Annotated in this window: 30 protein-coding genes; all 30 read left to right on the plus strand. The window is 55.4% G+C overall.

Annotated elements, in window-relative coordinates; genetic code table 11:
• Positions 1 to 67 precede the first annotated feature (67 nt).
• The 30 genes from rpsJ (at position 68) to bfr (ending at position 16,008) form a co-directional block, all read left to right on the plus strand.
• A complete protein-coding gene (gene rpsJ, locus ACP6KB_RS02380) occupies positions 68 to 379 on the plus strand; it encodes a 30S ribosomal protein S10 (protein ID WP_003186070.1) in 312 nt (103 codons plus the stop codon).
• A gap of 80 nt (positions 380 to 459) precedes the next feature.
• On the plus strand, positions 460 to 1,095 hold the full coding sequence (gene rplC / locus ACP6KB_RS02385; protein WP_133210707.1) for a 50S ribosomal protein L3: 636 nt from the start codon (positions 460 to 462) through the stop codon (positions 1,093 to 1,095).
• Positions 1,096 to 1,107: 12 nt separating this feature from the next.
• Positions 1,108 to 1,710, plus strand: coding sequence for a 50S ribosomal protein L4 (rplD, locus tag ACP6KB_RS02390; RefSeq protein WP_442111860.1), 603 nt, complete (start codon positions 1,108 to 1,110; stop codon positions 1,708 to 1,710).
• Complete coding sequence (gene rplW, locus ACP6KB_RS02395) at positions 1,707 to 2,006, plus strand: 50S ribosomal protein L23 (protein ID WP_010220306.1); 300 nt, start codon at positions 1,707 to 1,709, stop codon at positions 2,004 to 2,006. The genes rplD and rplW overlap by 4 nt, the downstream gene beginning before the upstream one ends.
• A 14-nt stretch (positions 2,007 to 2,020) precedes the next feature.
• Positions 2,021 to 2,845 (plus strand): 50S ribosomal protein L2, encoded by an 825-nt coding sequence (gene rplB / locus ACP6KB_RS02400; protein ID WP_133210703.1) that lies wholly within the window; start codon positions 2,021 to 2,023, stop codon positions 2,843 to 2,845.
• Between the two features lie 16 nt (positions 2,846 to 2,861).
• Positions 2,862 to 3,137 carry a 30S ribosomal protein S19 gene (gene rpsS / locus ACP6KB_RS02405; RefSeq protein WP_442111863.1) on the plus strand — a complete coding sequence of 92 codons (276 nt, stop codon included), beginning with the start codon at positions 2,862 to 2,864 and terminating at the stop codon, positions 3,135 to 3,137.
• A gap of 11 nt (positions 3,138 to 3,148) precedes the next feature.
• Positions 3,149 to 3,481 (plus strand): 50S ribosomal protein L22, encoded by a 333-nt coding sequence (gene rplV / locus ACP6KB_RS02410; RefSeq protein WP_003103908.1) that lies wholly within the window; start codon positions 3,149 to 3,151, stop codon positions 3,479 to 3,481.
• Between the two features lie 13 nt (positions 3,482 to 3,494).
• Positions 3,495 to 4,181: a 30S ribosomal protein S3 gene (rpsC, locus tag ACP6KB_RS02415; protein WP_010220308.1), complete on the plus strand. Its 687-nt coding sequence runs from the start codon at positions 3,495 to 3,497 to the stop codon at positions 4,179 to 4,181.
• Between the two features lie 12 nt (positions 4,182 to 4,193).
• Positions 4,194 to 4,607 (plus strand): 50S ribosomal protein L16, encoded by a 414-nt coding sequence (gene rplP, locus ACP6KB_RS02420; protein ID WP_003255479.1) that lies wholly within the window; start codon positions 4,194 to 4,196, stop codon positions 4,605 to 4,607.
• Entirely contained in the window at positions 4,607 to 4,798 is a 192-nt protein-coding gene (gene rpmC / locus ACP6KB_RS02425) for a 50S ribosomal protein L29 (RefSeq protein WP_002555481.1), read from the plus strand. Before rplP ends, rpmC begins: the two co-directional genes overlap by 1 nt.
• 2 nt (positions 4,799 to 4,800) lie before the next feature.
• Complete coding sequence (gene rpsQ / locus ACP6KB_RS02430) at positions 4,801 to 5,067, plus strand: 30S ribosomal protein S17 (RefSeq protein WP_133210701.1); 267 nt, start codon at positions 4,801 to 4,803, stop codon at positions 5,065 to 5,067.
• A gap of 23 nt (positions 5,068 to 5,090) precedes the next feature.
• Positions 5,091 to 5,459 (plus strand): 50S ribosomal protein L14, encoded by a 369-nt coding sequence (rplN, locus tag ACP6KB_RS02435; RefSeq protein WP_002555479.1) that lies wholly within the window; start codon positions 5,091 to 5,093, stop codon positions 5,457 to 5,459.
• An 11-nt stretch (positions 5,460 to 5,470) separates the two neighbouring features.
• Positions 5,471 to 5,785 carry a 50S ribosomal protein L24 gene (gene rplX / locus ACP6KB_RS02440; protein ID WP_009397501.1) on the plus strand — a complete coding sequence of 105 codons (315 nt, stop codon included), beginning with the start codon at positions 5,471 to 5,473 and terminating at the stop codon, positions 5,783 to 5,785.
• A 20-nt stretch (positions 5,786 to 5,805) separates the two neighbouring features.
• Entirely contained in the window at positions 5,806 to 6,345 is a 540-nt protein-coding gene (gene rplE, locus ACP6KB_RS02445; RefSeq protein ID WP_028944480.1) for a 50S ribosomal protein L5, read from the plus strand.
• A 13-nt stretch (positions 6,346 to 6,358) separates the two neighbouring features.
• Positions 6,359 to 6,664, plus strand: coding sequence for a 30S ribosomal protein S14 (gene rpsN / locus ACP6KB_RS02450; protein ID WP_010220312.1), 306 nt, complete (start codon positions 6,359 to 6,361; stop codon positions 6,662 to 6,664).
• A gap of 208 nt (positions 6,665 to 6,872) precedes the next feature.
• Complete coding sequence (gene rpsH, locus ACP6KB_RS02455) at positions 6,873 to 7,265, plus strand: 30S ribosomal protein S8 (RefSeq protein ID WP_045182484.1); 393 nt, start codon at positions 6,873 to 6,875, stop codon at positions 7,263 to 7,265.
• 12 nt (positions 7,266 to 7,277) lie between these two features.
• Positions 7,278 to 7,811, plus strand: coding sequence for a 50S ribosomal protein L6 (gene rplF / locus ACP6KB_RS02460; protein WP_442111867.1), 534 nt, complete (start codon positions 7,278 to 7,280; stop codon positions 7,809 to 7,811).
• A 10-nt stretch (positions 7,812 to 7,821) separates the two neighbouring features.
• A complete protein-coding gene (gene rplR, locus ACP6KB_RS02465; RefSeq protein ID WP_038606178.1) occupies positions 7,822 to 8,172 on the plus strand; it encodes a 50S ribosomal protein L18 in 351 nt (116 codons plus the stop codon).
• A gap of 3 nt (positions 8,173 to 8,175) precedes the next feature.
• Complete coding sequence (gene rpsE, locus ACP6KB_RS02470) at positions 8,176 to 8,676, plus strand: 30S ribosomal protein S5 (protein WP_010220316.1); 501 nt, start codon at positions 8,176 to 8,178, stop codon at positions 8,674 to 8,676.
• A 2-nt stretch (positions 8,677 to 8,678) separates the two neighbouring features.
• Positions 8,679 to 8,855: a 50S ribosomal protein L30 gene (rpmD, locus tag ACP6KB_RS02475; RefSeq protein ID WP_009397493.1), complete on the plus strand. Its 177-nt coding sequence runs from the start codon at positions 8,679 to 8,681 to the stop codon at positions 8,853 to 8,855.
• Between the two features lie 3 nt (positions 8,856 to 8,858).
• Positions 8,859 to 9,293, plus strand: a complete 435-nt coding sequence (gene rplO, locus ACP6KB_RS02480; RefSeq protein ID WP_010220318.1) for a 50S ribosomal protein L15 — start codon at positions 8,859 to 8,861, stop codon at positions 9,291 to 9,293.
• Positions 9,294 to 10,625 (plus strand): preprotein translocase subunit SecY, encoded by a 1,332-nt coding sequence (secY, locus tag ACP6KB_RS02485; RefSeq protein WP_133210696.1) that lies wholly within the window; start codon positions 9,294 to 9,296, stop codon positions 10,623 to 10,625.
• Between the two features lie 28 nt (positions 10,626 to 10,653).
• Entirely contained in the window at positions 10,654 to 10,770 is a 117-nt protein-coding gene (rpmJ, locus tag ACP6KB_RS02490; RefSeq protein WP_002555468.1) for a 50S ribosomal protein L36, read from the plus strand.
• A 131-nt stretch (positions 10,771 to 10,901) separates the two neighbouring features.
• The gene (rpsM, locus tag ACP6KB_RS02495) at positions 10,902 to 11,258 is read left to right on the plus strand and encodes a 30S ribosomal protein S13 (protein WP_133210694.1); all 357 of its coding nucleotides are present in this window, start codon (positions 10,902 to 10,904) and stop codon (positions 11,256 to 11,258) included.
• Positions 11,259 to 11,288: 30 nt separating this feature from the next.
• On the plus strand, positions 11,289 to 11,678 hold the full coding sequence (gene rpsK, locus ACP6KB_RS02500; RefSeq protein ID WP_002555466.1) for a 30S ribosomal protein S11: 390 nt from the start codon (positions 11,289 to 11,291) through the stop codon (positions 11,676 to 11,678).
• A gap of 15 nt (positions 11,679 to 11,693) precedes the next feature.
• Positions 11,694 to 12,314 carry a 30S ribosomal protein S4 gene (gene rpsD, locus ACP6KB_RS02505; RefSeq protein WP_133210692.1) on the plus strand — a complete coding sequence of 207 codons (621 nt, stop codon included), beginning with the start codon at positions 11,694 to 11,696 and terminating at the stop codon, positions 12,312 to 12,314.
• A 22-nt stretch (positions 12,315 to 12,336) separates the two neighbouring features.
• Positions 12,337 to 13,338, plus strand: coding sequence for a DNA-directed RNA polymerase subunit alpha (locus ACP6KB_RS02510; RefSeq protein ID WP_003186012.1), 1,002 nt, complete (start codon positions 12,337 to 12,339; stop codon positions 13,336 to 13,338).
• 42 nt (positions 13,339 to 13,380) lie between these two features.
• On the plus strand, positions 13,381 to 13,767 hold the full coding sequence (rplQ, locus tag ACP6KB_RS02515) for a 50S ribosomal protein L17 (protein WP_133210690.1): 387 nt from the start codon (positions 13,381 to 13,383) through the stop codon (positions 13,765 to 13,767).
• Between the two features lie 172 nt (positions 13,768 to 13,939).
• Complete coding sequence (locus ACP6KB_RS02520; protein ID WP_442111872.1) at positions 13,940 to 15,388, plus strand: catalase; 1,449 nt, start codon at positions 13,940 to 13,942, stop codon at positions 15,386 to 15,388.
• Between the two features lie 155 nt (positions 15,389 to 15,543).
• Positions 15,544 to 16,008, plus strand: coding sequence for a bacterioferritin (gene bfr, locus ACP6KB_RS02525; protein ID WP_442111874.1), 465 nt, complete (start codon positions 15,544 to 15,546; stop codon positions 16,006 to 16,008).
• Positions 16,009 to 16,030 lie beyond the last annotated feature (22 nt).

Genomic DNA, 16,030 nt, shown 5'->3' on the forward strand with positions numbered 1-16,030 from the left:
GAATCACGCCTCCTTTTAACGGGCGTAGTGCGCCCGGTGGGAATAGCAGCCTGGAGTCTGAAATCCAATGCAAAATCAGCAAATCCGTATCAGGTTGAAGGCTTTTGACCATCGCCTGATCGACCAATCCACCCAGGAAATCGTGGAAACCGCGAAACGTACTGGTGCTCAAGTGCGTGGTCCAATTCCACTGCCTACTCGCAAAGAGCGGTTCACCGTTCTGGTCTCCCCGCACGTCAACAAAGACGCGCGTGACCAGTACGAGATCCGTACTCATAAGCGCGTTCTGGACATCGTCCAGCCAACGGATAAAACCGTTGATGCGCTGATGAAGCTTGATCTTGCAGCAGGTGTGGAAGTGCAGATCAGCCTCGGCTAAGACCTGGTCTTAGTCGTGTAACGCTCTGAAATGGGCGGCCATAGCGGGTGAAAGCCCCGTACACTCATGAGGTTTACAACATGACTATTGGTGTAGTCGGTCGTAAAGCGGGTATGACCCGTATTTTCACCGAAGAAGGTGTCTCCATTCCGGTCACGGTCATTGAGATCGAGCCGAATCGTGTCACCCAGTTCAAAACTGAAGAAACCGATGGCTACCGTGCAGTGCAAGTCACTGTAGGTGAGCGTCGTGCTTCGCGCGTGACTGCTGCTCAAGCAGGTCACTTCGCTAAGGCGAACGTTGCCGCTGGTCGTCTGGTCCAGGAATTCCGTCTTGAAGAAGGCGAGTTCAAGGCTGGCGACTCGATCAACGCTGAAATCTTCGCTGCAGGTCAGCTGGTAGACGTTACCGGTCAGTCCAAAGGTAAAGGCTTCGCCGGTACTATCAAGCGCTGGAATTTCCGTGGTCAAGATAACACCCACGGTAACTCCGTTTCCCACCGCGTCCCGGGCTCTATCGGCCAGTGCCAGACTCCTGGTCGTGTATTCAAGGGCAAGAAAATGTCCGGTCATATGGGCGCCGAGCGCGTGACCGTTCAGTCCCTGGAAGTAGTGCGCGTCGACGCTGAACGCAATCTGTTGCTGGTCAAGGGTGCCGTTCCAGGCGCTACTGGCGGTAACGTGGTTGTGCGTCCGGCTGCCAAGGCTCGCGGTTAAGGGGAAGCTGACATGCAACTTAATGTAAATGACGCTCAAGCGATCGAAGTTTCCGAACTGACTTTCGGTGGCGAATTCAACGAGACGCTGGTTCACCAAGCAGTCGTGGCCTACATGGCCGGCGGCCGTCAGGGCACCAAGCAGCAGAAAACCCGTTCCGACGTCGCTGGTGGCGGTAAGCGCCCATGGCGTCAGAAAGGTACTGGTCGCGCTCGTGCCGGTACTATCCGTAGCCCAATCTGGCGTGGCGGCGGTACCACTTTCGCAGCTCGTCCTCAAGACCACTCGCAAAAGCTCAACAAGAAGATGTACCGCGCAGCTCTGCGCTCCATCCTCGCTGAGCTGGTGCGTACCGACCGTCTGGTCGTGGTTCAGGACTTCGCTGTTGAAGCACCGAAAACCAAAGACCTGCTGAACAAGCTGAACGGCATGGGTCTGAGCGACGTACTGATCGTTTCTGACGCTGTTGATCAGAATCTGTACCTGGCTGCTCGTAACCTGCCGCACGTCGACGTACGTGACGTACAGGGTTCCGATCCGGTCAGTCTGATCGCATACGACAAAGTGTTGATCACTGTGTCGGCCGTGAAGAAATTCGAGGAGCTGCTGGGATGAACCAGGAACGCGTATTTAAAGTCCTCCTTGGCCCGCACGTTTCCGAGAAGGCTACCGTTCTGGCTGAGAAAAAAGGCCAGTTCGTATTCAAGGTTGCTACTGATGCAACCAAGCTGGAAATCAAGAAAGCTGTCGAAGGCCTGTTCGGCGTAAAAGTCGAAAACGTGTCGACTGTTAACGTTCTGGGTAAAACCAAGCGTACCGCACGTGGTCTGGGCAAGCGTAATGACTGGAAGAAGGCGATCGTCTCCCTTCAGCCAGGCCAAGATCTCGATTTCAGCAGCAGTGCTGAGTAAGGAAGGGGTGCATCATGGCAATCGTTAAATGCAAACCGACTTCCGCTGGCCGCCGTTTCGTGGTCAAGGTGGTCAACAAGGAGCTGCATAAAGGCGCTCCTCACGCACCGCTGCTCGAGAAGAAGTCGAAGTCTGGTGGTCGTAACAACAATGGCCGCATCACTACGCGTCACGTAGGTGGTGGTCACAAGCAGCATTACCGTATGGTCGACTTCCGTCGCAACGACAAAGATGGCATCGTCGCCACTGTCGAGCGTATCGAATACGATCCAAACCGTACTGCTCACATCGCACTGCTGTGCTACGCAGACGGCGAGCGCCGCTACATCATCGCCCCTAAAGGCGTTGCTGCTGGCGACCAGCTGATCGCAGGCGCTCTGGCTCCAATCAAGCCAGGCAACTCCCTGCAACTGCGCAACATTCCAGTGGGTAGCACCATCCACGGCATCGAACTGAAGCCGGGTAAAGGTGCTCAGATCGCACGTTCCGCTGGTGCTTCGGCTCAGCTGATCGCTCGCGAAGGTGTCTATGTGACCCTGCGTCTGCGCTCCGGTGAAATGCGTAAAGTCCTGGCTGAATGCCGTGCGACCCTGGGCGAAGTCTCGAACTCCGAGCACAGCCTGCGTTCGCTGGGTAAAGCCGGTGCCAAACGCTGGCGTGGCGTTCGCCCAACCGTTCGTGGTGTTGCCATGAACCCGGTTGACCACCCACATGGTGGTGGTGAAGGTCGTACCTCCGGTGGTCGTCATCCGGTATCGCCATGGGGCTTCCCAACCAAGGGTGCTAAGACTCGTGGTAATAAGCGTACCGACAACATGATCGTCCGTCGTCGCAAGTAAATAGAGGGATACGACAGTGCCACGTTCTCTGAAAAAAGGTCCTTTTATCGATCTTCACCTACTGAAGAAGATCGAAGTGGCGGCGGAAAAGAACGATCGCAAACCAGTTAAAACCTGGTCGCGTCGTTCGATCATCCTGCCACAAATGGTCGGTCTGACCATCGCGGTACACAACGGTCGTCAACACGTCCCAGTTCTCGTGAACGAAGACATGGTCGGCCATAAACTGGGCGAGTTTGCCGGTACCCGCACTTATCGTGGGCACGTGGCTGACAAGAAAGCCAAGCGTTAAGGGGTAAGGAAATGGAAGTAGCCGCTAAGTTGTCGGGCGCTCGAATCTCCGCCCAGAAAGCCCGCTTGGTCGCCGACCAGATCCGCGGGAAGAAGGTGGGCGAAGCGCTCAACCTGTTGGCTTTCAGCAGCAAAAAAGCCGCTGAAATCATGAAGAAAGTCCTCGAGTCGGCCGTAGCCAACGCCGAGCATAACGAAGGCGCAGACGTTGATGACCTGAAGGTCTCCACCGTTTTCGTCAACGAAGGGCGTTCGCTGAAGCGTATCATGCCACGTGCCAAAGGCCGTGCTGATCGCATCGTCAAGCGGTCTTGCCATATCACTGTCAAGGTTGCGGACAAGTAACGGAGTCGATCAGATGGGTCAGAAAGTACATCCCACTGGCATTCGCCTGGGAATCGTCAAGGAGCACACCTCCGTCTGGTACGCAGACGGTCGGACTTATGCGGACTATTTGCTCGCAGATCTGAATGTGCGTGAGTACCTCCAAGACAAACTAAAAAGCGCGTCCGTTAGCCGTATCGATATCCATCGTCCGGCTCAAACTGCACGCATCACCATCCACACCGCTCGTCCAGGTATCGTTATCGGGAAGAAAGGTGAAGATGTTGAAAAACTGCGTCAGGACCTGACCAAGCAAATGGGTGTGCCTGTGCACATCAATATCGAAGAGATCCGCAAGCCGGAACTCGACGGTATGCTGGTAGCTCAGAGCGTAGCTCAGCAGCTGGAGCGTCGTGTGATGTTCCGTCGCGCCATGAAGCGCGCCGTACAGAACGCCATGCGCATTGGTGCCAAAGGCATCAAGATCCAAGTGAGCGGTCGTCTCGGCGGTGCTGAAATCGCACGTACTGAATGGTATCGCGAAGGTCGTGTGCCACTGCACACCCTGCGTGCTGACATTGACTATGCCACTTACGAAGCTCACACCACTTACGGTGTGATCGGTGTGAAGGTTTGGATTTTCAAAGGCGAAGTTATTGGTGGTCGCCAAGAAGAACTGAAACCACAAGCACCAGCGCCTCGTAAAAAAGCTGCTAAGTAAGGGGTACGCCAAATGTTGCAACCAAAGCGTACAAAATTCCGCAAGCAGATGACTGGCCACAACCGTGGTCTGGCACTGCGCGGTAGCAAAGTTAGCTTCGGCGAGTTTGCTCTAAAAGCTGTTGCTCGCGGTCGTCTCACCGCTCGCCAGATCGAATCGGCACGTCGTGCCCTGACCCGTCACGTGAAGCGTGGCGGTAAGATCTGGATCCGTGTATTCCCGGACAAGCCGATCTCCAAGAAGCCTCTCGAAGTGCGGATGGGTAAAGGTAAGGGTTCCGTGGAGTACTGGGTTGCCCAGATCCAGCCAGGTAAAGTCCTGTACGAGATCGAGGGTGTTTCTGAAGAGCTGGCGCGCGAAGCTTTCGCCCTGGCTGCTGCAAAGCTGCCTCTCGCCACCTCCTTTGTTAAGCGGACGGTGATGTGATGAAAGCGAATGAACTTCGTGAAAAATCCGCACAGCAACTGAACGAGCAACTGCTCGGCTTGCTGCGCGACCAGTTCAATCTGCGTATGCAGAAAGCAACTGGCCAGTTGGGGCAGTCGCACCTGCTCTCGCAAGTTAAGCGTGACATCGCTCGCGTGAAAACTGTGCTCAACCAGCAGGCAGGTAAGTAATCATGGCTGAAGTTGAAAAAACTGTCCGTACGCTGACTGGCCGTGTCGTCAGCGACAAGATGGACAAAACCATCACCGTACTGATCGAGCGTCGCGTAAAGCACCCGATCTACGGTAAATACGTTAAGCGTTCGACTAAGCTGCACGCGCACGACGAAACCAATCAGTGCCATATCGGCGACAAGGTCTCCATCCGTGAGACCCGTCCGCTGGCCAAGACCAAGTCCTGGGCACTGGTTGAAGTTCTCGAACGCGCTGTTGAAGTCTAAGGGCTAAGGGTCGGAGAAATTTTATGATTCAGACTCAATCCATGCTCGATGTGGCCGATAACAGCGGCGCTCGTCGCGTCATGTGCATCAAGGTGCTCGGCGGTTCCCACCGCCGTTACGCCGGTATCGGTGACATCATCAAGGTAACCGTCAAGGAAGCAATTCCGCGCGGTAAAGTGAAGAAAGGCCAAGTGATGACTGCTGTTGTAGTCCGCACTCGCCACGGTGTCCGTCGTGCTGACGGCTCCATCATCCGCTTTGATGGCAACGCTGCTGTTCTGTTGAACAACAAGCAAGAGCCGATCGGCACCCGTATCTTTGGGCCAGTGACCCGTGAACTTCGTACCGAGAAGTTCATGAAGATCGTCTCGCTCGCCCCAGAAGTGCTGTAAGGAGATCCGACATGCAAAAGATTCGTCGTGACGACGAGATCATCGTGATCGCCGGCAAAGACAAAGGTAAGCGCGGTAAGGTGCTCAAGGTTCTCGCTGACGACCGTCTGGTCGTTGGTGGGATCAACCTGGTGAAGCGTCATACCAAGCCTAACCCGATGTCGGGCGTACAAGGCGGTATCGTCGAGAAAGAAGCGCCACTGCACGCTTCCAACGTCGCCATTTTCAACGGCGAAACCAACAAGGCTGACCGCGTTGGTTTCAAAGTAGAAGACGGCAAGAAAATTCGTGTCTTCAAGTCGACCCAAAAAGCGGTTGATGCTTGAACACTGCTAGGTAGAAGACCATGGCACGACTGAAAGAGATTTACCGGAAGGAAATTGCTCCGAAGCTTAAGGAAGAACTTAAGCTGGCGAACGTGATGGAAGTTCCGCGCGTTACCAAGATCACCCTGAACATGGGTCTGGGCGAAGCTGTCGGCGACAAAAAAGTCATCGAACACGCTGTTGCTGACCTGGAAAAGATCACCGGTCAAAAAGCCGTTGTGACTTTCGCTCGGAAATCCATCGCGGGCTTCAAAGTCCGTGAGGGCTGGCCGATCGGCGTTAAAGTTACTCTGCGCCGTGATCGTATGTACGAATTCCTGGACCGCCTGCTGGCGATCTCCCTGCCTCGGGTTCGCGACTTCCGCGGCCTGAATGCCAAGTCCTTCGATGGTCGTGGCAACTACAGCATGGGTGTCAAAGAGCAGATCATTTTCCCGGAAATCGACTACGACAAGATCGATGCTCTGCGCGGTCTGGACATTACCCTGACCACCACTGCTAAGAACGATGACGAAGGCCGCGCTCTGCTGCGTGCTTTCAAATTCCCGTTCCGCAACTGATTGGAGTAGGAAAATGGCCAAGAAGAGCATGAAAAACCGTGAGCTGAAGCGTCAGCTCACTGTTGCCAAGTACGCCAAGAAGCGTGCCGAGCTGAAAGCGACCATCGTGAACCTGGAAGCAACTCCAGAAGAGCGTTTTGCCGCCGTCGTAGCTCTGCAGAAGCAACCGCGTGACGCCAGCGCTTCGCGCCTGCGTAACCGTTGCCGCATCACCGGTCGTCCACACGGCGTTTACCGCAAGTTCGGCCTCGGCCGTAACAAGCTGCGTGAAGCAGCAATGCGCGGTGACGTTCCAGGTCTGGTTAAAGCCAGCTGGTAAGACGTACCGGCAGCGTCCAGGTGGCGGAGGAGCAATCTTCCGACCACCGGTGACTTTGCAACGAAACAAGCCCCTTCTGGGGCTTGTTTCGTTTCTGGGATCTGTCTAGAATGACCGGCTCTCCTGAGCCCGGGTTTTTTGACCTGGCCGCTCAGGCGACTGTAGTAGCCGAGAGGCTAATTTTTCTTGTATCAGGAGCGTCTAGCCCATGAGTATGCAGGACCCGTTAGCGGACATGCTAACTCGCATCCGTAATGCCCAGATGGCTGAAAAGTCCGTCGTAAGCATGCCTTCGTCGACTCTGAAGGTTGCGGTCGCCAAAGTTCTGAAAGACGAAGGTTACATCGCTGGCTACCAAGTCAGCAGCGAAGTAAAACCATCGCTTTCCATCGAGCTGAAATACTTCGAAGGCCGTCCGGTTATCGAAGAAGTCAAGCGCGTAAGTCGTCCAGGCCTGCGTCAGTACAAGTCCGTCGAAGATCTGCCGAAAGTACGTGGCGGTCTGGGCGTGTCTATCGTCTCCACCAACAAAGGTGTGATGACTGATCGTGCTGCGCGCGCTGCCGGTGTCGGCGGCGAAGTTCTCTGCACAGTGTTCTAAGGGGGGATAAGCATGTCTCGCGTCGCTAAGAACCCCGTTAAGCTGCCAGCTGGTGTCGAAGTCAAATTCGCCGGCCAACAGCTTTCGGTGAAGGGTGCCAAGGGCACTCTCGAACTGAACGTTCACTCGTCCGTAGAAGTAGTTGAAGAAGCTGGTGAGCTGCGTTTCGCTGCTCGCAATGGCGATCAACAAACTCGCGCTATGGCCGGTACTACCCGTGCTCTGGTTAACAACATGGTCCAAGGCGTAAGCCAAGGCTTCGAGCGTAAGCTCCAGCTGGTCGGTGTTGGTTACAAAGCACAAGCCAAAGGCACTGTGCTGAACCTGGCGCTCGGCTTCTCGCATCCAGTGGATTACGAACTGCCGGCCGGTATCACCGCTGAGACCCCAAGCCAGACCGATATCCTGATCAAGGGTATCGACAAGCAGCTGGTAGGTCAGGTGGCCGCTGAAATCCGCGGTTTCCGTCCACCAGAGCCATACAAAGGCAAGGGTGTGCGTTACGCGGACGAAGTCGTCCGTCGTAAAGAAGCCAAGAAGAAGTAGGGCCTAGCAAATGACCGACAAAAAAGTTACTCGACTGCGTCGCGCTCGCAAAGCACGCCTGAAAATGCACGAACTCGAAGTCGTGCGTCTCTGCGTGTTCCGCTCCTCGCAGCACATCTACGCCCAGGTCCTTTCGGCCGACGGCAGCAAAGTCCTGGCCAGCGCCTCGACTTTGGACAAAGAACTGCGTGATGGCGCCACCGGCAACATCGACGCGGCCACTAAGGTTGGCAAGCTGGTAGCTGAGCGCGCGAAAGCCGCCGGTGTATCTCAAGTTGCCTTTGACCGTTCCGGCTTCAAGTACCACGGCCGCGTCAAGGCGCTGGCTGATGCTGCTCGTGAAGGCGGGCTGGAGTTCTAAGTTATGGCAAATAACGATCAAAAGCGCGACGAAGGCTACATCGAGAAGCTGGTTCAAGTTAACCGCGTTGCCAAAACCGTAAAAGGCGGCCGTATCTTCACTTTCACCGCGTTGACCGTGGTTGGTGATGGTAAAGGTCGTGTTGGTTTCGGCCGTGGCAAATCGCGCGAAGTACCTGCTGCGATCCAGAAAGCTATGGAAGCTGCTCGTCGCAACATGATTCAGGTTGACCTGAACGGCACCACCCTGCAGTACGCTACCAAGTCCGCCCATGGCGCGTCGAAGGTGTACATGCAGCCTGCCTCGGAAGGTACCGGTATCATCGCCGGTGGCGCAATGCGTGCCGTCCTGGAAGTTGCTGGCGTTCAGAACGTCCTGGCCAAGTGCTATGGCTCGACTAACCCGGTAAACGTGGTTCACGCCACTTTCAAGGGTCTGAAAGCTATGCAATCTCCTGAGTCCATTGCTGCCAAGCGCGGCAAGAGCGTTGAGGAGATCCGCTGATCATGGCTACCGTTAAAGTAACGCTGATCAAAAGCACCGCCGGCCGTCTCCCTAACCACAAACTGTGCGTTAAGGGTCTGGGTCTGCGCCGCATCGGTCACACTGTAGAAGTCCAAGATACTCCTGAGAACCGCGGGATGATCAACAAGGCTTACTACATGCTGCGCGTCGAGGGTTAATCGATGAAACTCAATGATCTGAGTCCAGCGCCGGGTTCCCGTCGCGAGAAGCATCGTCCGGGTCGTGGTATCGGTAGTGGTTTGGGTAAGACTGGTGGCCGTGGTCACAAAGGTCAAACCTCCCGCTCCGGTGGCACCATCGCTCCAGGCTTTGAAGGCGGTCAACAGCCGCTGCACCGTCGTCTGCCGAAGTTCGGCTTCGTTTCCCTGAAAGCCATGGACCGCGCCGAAGTGCGTCTGTCCGAGCTGGCCAAAGTGGAAGGCGACGTTGTCACCGTGCAATCCCTGAAGGATGCCAACGTGATTAACCAGAACGTACAGCGTGTGAAAATCATGCTGTCGGGCGAAGTTACTCGCGCAGTCACCATCAAGGGTATCGCAGCCACCAAAGGTGCGCGTGCGGCTATCGAAGCAGCTGGCGGCAAGTTCGAGGAATAAATGGCTAAGCAAGGTGCTCTCTCTTCGCTCGGCAAAGGCGGGATGTCTGAACTTTGGGCTCGTCTGCGTTTTCTGTTTCTGGCGATCATCGTCTATCGGATAGGCGCACACATCCCAGTTCCAGGTATTAACCCGGACCGGCTGGCGGAACTGTTTCGACAGAATGAGGGGACCATTCTTAGCTTGTTCAACATGTTTTCCGGCGGCGCGCTGGAACGGATGAGCATCTTTGCATTGGGGATCATGCCGTACATCTCGGCATCGATCATCATGCAACTGATGACCGCCGTCAGCCCGCAGCTGGAGCAGTTGAAGAAGGAAGGTGAAGCTGGCCGTCGCAAGATCAGCCAGTACACCCGCTACGGCACCGTAGTCCTGGCGTTGGTCCAGGCCATTGGCATGTCCATTGGTCTGGCCGGTCAGGGCGTGGCGTTTTCTGCTGACTTTGGCTTCCATTTCGTTGCGGTGTCCACGTTTGTGGCCGGCGCGATGTTCATGATGTGGCTGGGTGAGCAGATCACTGAGCGCGGTGTAGGCAACGGTATCTCGATGTTGATCTTCGCAGGTATCGTCGCCGGTCTTCCGAGAGCAATCGGGCAGTCTTTCGAGTCTGCGCGTACAGGCGATATCAACATTTTCGCCCTGGTCGCTATCGGTTTGCTGGCAGTAGCGATTATCGGTTTTGTGGTGTTCATTGAGCGTGGTCAGCGTCGTATCGCCGTTCACTACGCCAAGCGTCAGCAGGGTCGTAAGGTCTTTGCTGCGCAGACCAGCCACTTGCCGCTGAAAGTGAACATGGCGGGTGTTATCCCTGCCATTTTCGCGAGCAGCATCTTGCTGTTCCCGGCTTCGCTGGGTGCCTGGTTCGGTCAGTCCGAAGGTATGGGCTGGTTGCAGGACATCTCGCAGTCGATCGCTCCTGGTCAGCCGTTGAATATTCTGCTGTTTAGTGCAGGGATCATTTTCTTCTGCTTCTTCTATACGGCGTTGATGTTCAATCCGAAAGACGTAGCGGAGAACCTGAAGAAGTCCGGTGCCTTTATTCCGGGCATCCGTCCAGGTGAGCAGTCTGCGCGCTACATTGATGGCGTTCTGACCCGCTTGACCATGTTCGGTGCTCTTTATATGACGGCCGTCTGCTTGCTTCCCCAGTTCCTGGTGGTTGCTGCAAACGTTCCGTTCTACCTTGGCGGGACCTCGTTGCTGATTGTGGTAGTGGTTGTGATGGACTTCATGTCCCAAGTACAATCGCACCTCGTTTCGCACCAGTACGAATCCCTGATGAAGAAAGCCAACCTGAAAGGCTACGGTGGCAGCGGTTTGCTGCGCTGAGAGACCCTTAAGGTTCGAGGAGTTGGTGATGAAAGTTCGTGCATCGGTGAAAAAGCTGTGCCGTAACTGCAAAATTATTCGCCGCGAAGGTGTTGTTCGAGTAATTTGCAGTGCGGAACCACGTCACAAGCAGCGCCAAGGCTGAGTGTGATCTGCGCTTCAAACCCAGCAGCTAGTGTGCTGCTGGGTTGATTAATTGTTTCTACAGCGATATTATCTCGCGCCCTATTTCTTGGCTTCCGGGGCGTAGGTAGCTGTCAATTGGAGTCCCACTGAATGGCCCGTATTGCAGGCGTCAACATTCCAGATAACAAGCATACTGTTATCTCGCTGACCTACATCTATGGTGTTGGTCGCACTACTGCGCAGAACATCTGCGTAGCTACTGGGGTCAACCCAGCCGCAAAGATCAAGGATCTGAGCGACGAGCAGGTTGAATCGCTGCGTACTGAAGTTGCGAAGTACATCACCGAAGGTGATCTGCGTCGTGACATCAACATGAAAATCAAGCGTTTGATGGACCTGGGTTGCTACCGCGGCCTGCGTCATCGTCGGGGTCTGCCAGTACGCGGTCAGCGTACCAAGACCAACGCGCGTACCCGTAAAGGTCCGCGTAAGCCGATCCGCAAGTAATCGCACCAGCGAATCGACAGGAATTTAGAAATGGCAAAACCTGCTGCTCGTCCTCGTAAAAAAGTCAAAAAGACAGTGGTTGATGGCATCGCCCACATCCATGCGTCTTTTAACAACACCATCGTGACCATCACCGATCGTCAAGGTAACGCTCTGTCCTGGGCTACCTCCGGCGGTTCGGGTTTCCGCGGTTCCCGCAAGTCCACCCCGTTCGCTGCTCAAGTAGCTGCTGAGCGTGCTGGTCAAGCTGCGCTGGAATATGGTCTGAAGAACCTCGACGTTAACGTCAAGGGTCCAGGTCCAGGTCGTGAGTCCGCTGTTCGTGCTTTGAACGGTTGTGGCTATAAGATCGCCAGCATCACCGACGTGACGCCAATCCCGCACAACGGGTGCCGTCCGCCGAAGAAGCGCCGCGTGTAATCAGGAGACAGATAAATGGCACGTTACATTGGTCCAAAATGCAAACTGTCTCGTCGTGAAGGCACCGATCTGTTCCTGAAGAGCGGCGTTCGCGCTCTGGAATCGAAGTGCAACATCGAAGCAGCCCCAGGTATCCACGGTCAGCGCCGTGGCCGTCAGTCCGACTACGGCACCCAGCTGCGTGAGAAACAAAAAGTACGTCGCATCTATGGCGTTCTCGAGCGTCAGTTCAGCGGTTACTACAAGCAAGCAGCTGCCTCCAAAGGCGCTACTGGCGAAAACCTGCTGCAACTGCTCGAATGCCGTCTGGATAACGTCGTTTATCGTATGGGCTTCGGCGCTACTCGTGCTGAATCCCGTCAGCTGGTTTCGCACAAAGCGATCAGCGTTAACGGCAAGACTGTAAACATTCCGTCCTACCAAGTTCGTCCGGGTGACGTGGTCGCAGTTCGCGAGAAATCGCTGAACCAGCTGCGCATTGTTCAAGCCCTTGAACTGTGCGCCCAGCGTGGCCGCGTTGAGTGGGTAGATGTGGATGCTGCTAAGAAGTCGGGCGTTTTCAAGAACGTTCCAGCTCGCAGCGACCTGTCCGCCGACATCAACGAAAGCCTGATTGTCGAGCTCTACTCCAAGTAAGGGCTAGAAAATAGGTGCATCCATGCAGATTTCGGTAAATGAGTTCCTGACGCCCCGCCACATTGATGTGCAGGTCGTCAGTCCAACCCGCGCTAAAATCACGCTCGAGCCTCTCGAGCGTGGCTTTGGCCATACCCTGGGCAACGCGCTGCGCCGCATCCTGTTGTCCTCTATGCCTGGCTGTGCAGTAGTCGAGGCCGAGATTGACGGTGTACTCCATGAGTACTCGGCAATCGAAGGTGTACAGGAAGACGTCATTGAAATCCTGTTGAACCTGAAAGGCCTGGCTATCAAACTGCACGGTCGTGACGAAGTTACGCTGACCTTGTCGAAAAAGGGTTCGGGGGTGGTTACCGCTGCCGATATTCAGCTGGATCATGATGTCGAGATCGTTAACCCCGATCACGTAATCGCTAACCTGGCGTCTAACGGCGCCCTGAACATGAAGCTCACCGTAGCTCGTGGTCGTGGTTATGAGCCGGCCGATTCGCGTCAGAGCGATGAAGACGAAAGCCGCAGCATTGGTCGCTTGCAGCTCGACTCTTCGTTCAGCCCGGTTCGCCGTATCGCATACGTGGTGGAAAACGCCCGTGTCGAGCAGCGTACCAACCTGGACAAGCTGGTTATTGATCTGGAAACCAACGGTACCCTGGATCCTGAAGAGGCTATCCGTCGTGCTGCAACCATCCTGCAACAGCAGTTGGCTGCGTTCGTCGACCTCAAAGGTGACAGTGAGCCAGTGGTAGTCGAACAGGAAGACGAGATCGATCCGATCCTGCTTCGTCCGGTTGACGATCTGGAATTGACCGTGCGTTCGGCCAACTGCCTTAAGGCGGAGAACATTTACTACATCGGCGATCTGATTCAGCGCACCGAAGTAGAACTGTTGAAGACTCCGAACCTGGGCAAGAAGTCCCTGACTGAAATCAAGGACGTTCTGGCCTCCCGTGGTCTGTCCCTCGGCATGCGCCTCGACAACTGGCCGCCTGCAAGTCTTAAGAAAGACGACAAGGCGACTGCCTGATCGTCGTAATCACCGAACGTAGTGTTTGGTAAGGAATGAATCATGCGTCATCGTAAAAGTGGACGTCACCTGAGCCGTACCAGCTCTCACCGCAAAGCCATGTTCCAGAACATGGCGGTGTCGCTGTTCGAGCACGAGCTGATCAAAACTACCCTGCCAAAAGCCAAGGAACTGCGCCGCGTTGCCGAGCCGCTGATCACCCTGGCCAAGGAAGACAGCGTAGCTAACCGTCGTCTGGCTTTCGACCGTACTCGTTCGAAAGAAGCCGTTGGTAAGCTGTTCAACGATCTGGGCAAGCGCTATGCCACCCGTCAGGGCGGCTACCTGCGTATCCTCAAGTGCGGCTTCCGCGCTGGCGATAACGCACCAATGGCGTACGTCGAGCTGGTTGATCGTCCTGTCGGTGGCTCGGTAGAAGCTGCTGAATAAGACGTCAGTCTGAAACAAAAAACCGGGCCTTGTGCCCGGTTTTTTGTATCTATATGTATTGAAACAATCTATTGATCTAAGTCATCTAATGAATTTGTTGCTGTCATAGTTCTGGTCGATACTCATTCCACGCCGATTAGCCGGCCGTTTGAGACCGATAAGGAGATAGCGCATGAGCCAGACCAAGATTCTCACCACCGCCAGTGGTGCCCCGGTTGCCGACAACCAGAACTCTCGATCTGCAGGGCCACGAGGGCCACTGCTGCTGGATGACTTCCACCTGATTGAAAAGCTCGCACACTTCAACCGTGAGAACATCCCGGAGCGCCGTGTTCACGCCAAGGGCTCGGGTGCCTACGGTACCTTTACCGTCACCCGGGATATCACTCAGTACACCAGTGCCAAGCTGTTCAGCAATGTCGGCAAGCAAACCGAGACGTTCCTGCGTTTCTCAACCGTTGGTGGCGAGCGTGGCTCAGCGGATACCGAACGTGACCCGCGCGGCTTTGCCGTGAAGTTCTACACCGAGGAAGGTAACTGGGACATCGTTGGCAACAACACGCCGGTTTTCTTCATTCGTGACCCTTTGAAATTCCCCGATTTCATCCACACCCAGAAGCGCCTGCCGCAAAGCAACCTGAAAAGCGCGCAGATGATGTGGGACTTCTGGTCGCATTCGCCTGAAGCGTTGCATCAGGTCACCATTCTGTTTTCCGACCGTGGCATTCCTGACGGTTACCGCCACATGCACGGCTTCGGTAGCCACACCTACAGCTTGATCAATGCGGAGGGCCAGCGCACCTGGGTCAAGTGGCACTTCAAGACCAAACAGGGCATCAAGAACCTGGCGCCGGCTGAGGCTGCCCGCCTGGCAGGTACTGACCCGGACTACGCCCAGCGTGATCTGTTTGAGGCCATCGAGCGCGGTCACTATCCGAAGTGGGCTGTTTGCATCCAGGTCATGAGCGAAGAAGAAGCCGACAGCCGCGACGAGAACCCGTTTGACGTGACCAAGACCTGGTCGCAGAAAGACTACCCGTTGATTGAAGTGGGGGAGCTGGAACTGAACCGTAACCCGCTCAACTACTTCGCTGAAGTCGAGCAAGCTGCGTTCGGGCCGAGCAACATGGTTCCAGGCGTCGGCTTGTCGCCGGATCGTATGCTTCAGGGGCGCGTGTTTGCCTACGCTGACGCGCATCGTTACCGCGTGGGTACCAACCATCAGCAATTACCGGTAAACGCCCCACGTAGCCCGGTGAACAGCTACCAGCGTGATGGCGCCATGGCGTTTGGCAGTAATGGCGGCGCAGCACCGAACTATGAACCCAACAGCTACGCCAATGCGCCAAAACAGGCCCCGCAGTTTGCTGAGCCAGCACTGGCCCTTAACGGTGTGGCTGATCGTTACGACCACCGTGAAGACACCGACTACTACAGCCATGCCGGCGCGCTGTTCCGTTTGATGAACGCTGAGCAGAAGGCCTTGCTGATCAGCAACATTGCCGGTGCCATGACTGGGGTTTCCGATGATGTGGTGCGGCGCCAGTTGCAGCACTTCTTTAAGGCCGATCCGGCCTATGGAGAAGGCATTGCCAAGGCTTTGGACATAAATCTCGCCTAAGTCGAAGTGATAAGAAGAACCGCCCTCATTTGGGCGGTTTTTCAATGAATATCACTACCGTTTACCGGCTTTTTTGCACTTTTTTGCCTGATTCCAAGTGACCTTCCGGGCATCCTGGTTCAAACTATAACTTTCACACAGGGAGAGGCAGGGCGATGCAAGGTCACCCGGACGTAATCGATTATCTCAACACGTTGCTAACGGGCGAACTGGCGGCACGTGACCAATATTTCATCCACTCGCGGATGTACGAAGACTGGGGCTTGAGCAAGCTCTATGAGCGTATCAACCACGAGATGGAAGAAGAGACCCAACACGCCGATGCCCTGGTGCGTCGTATCCTGATGTTGGAAGGTACTCCGCGCATGCGTCCGGACGACCTCGACGTTGGTGCTACAGTGCCAGACATGATCGCTGCTGACCTACGCCTGGAGTACAAGGTTCGTGCCGCGCTGTGCAAGGGCATTGAACTGTGCGAACTGCACAAGGACTACATCAGCCGCGATATCCTGCGTCTGCAACTGGCCGATACTGAAGAAGATCACGCCTACTGGCTGGAAAAGCAGCAGGGGCTGATCAAGTCCATTGGCCTGGAGAATTACCTGCAATCGCAGATGTAAATTCCCCCAACAAAAAGCCCCG

Origin of the sequence: Pseudomonas sp. NUPR-001, assembly GCF_052147955.1 — a bacterium.
Classification (GTDB): domain Bacteria; phylum Pseudomonadota; class Gammaproteobacteria; order Pseudomonadales; family Pseudomonadaceae; genus Aquipseudomonas.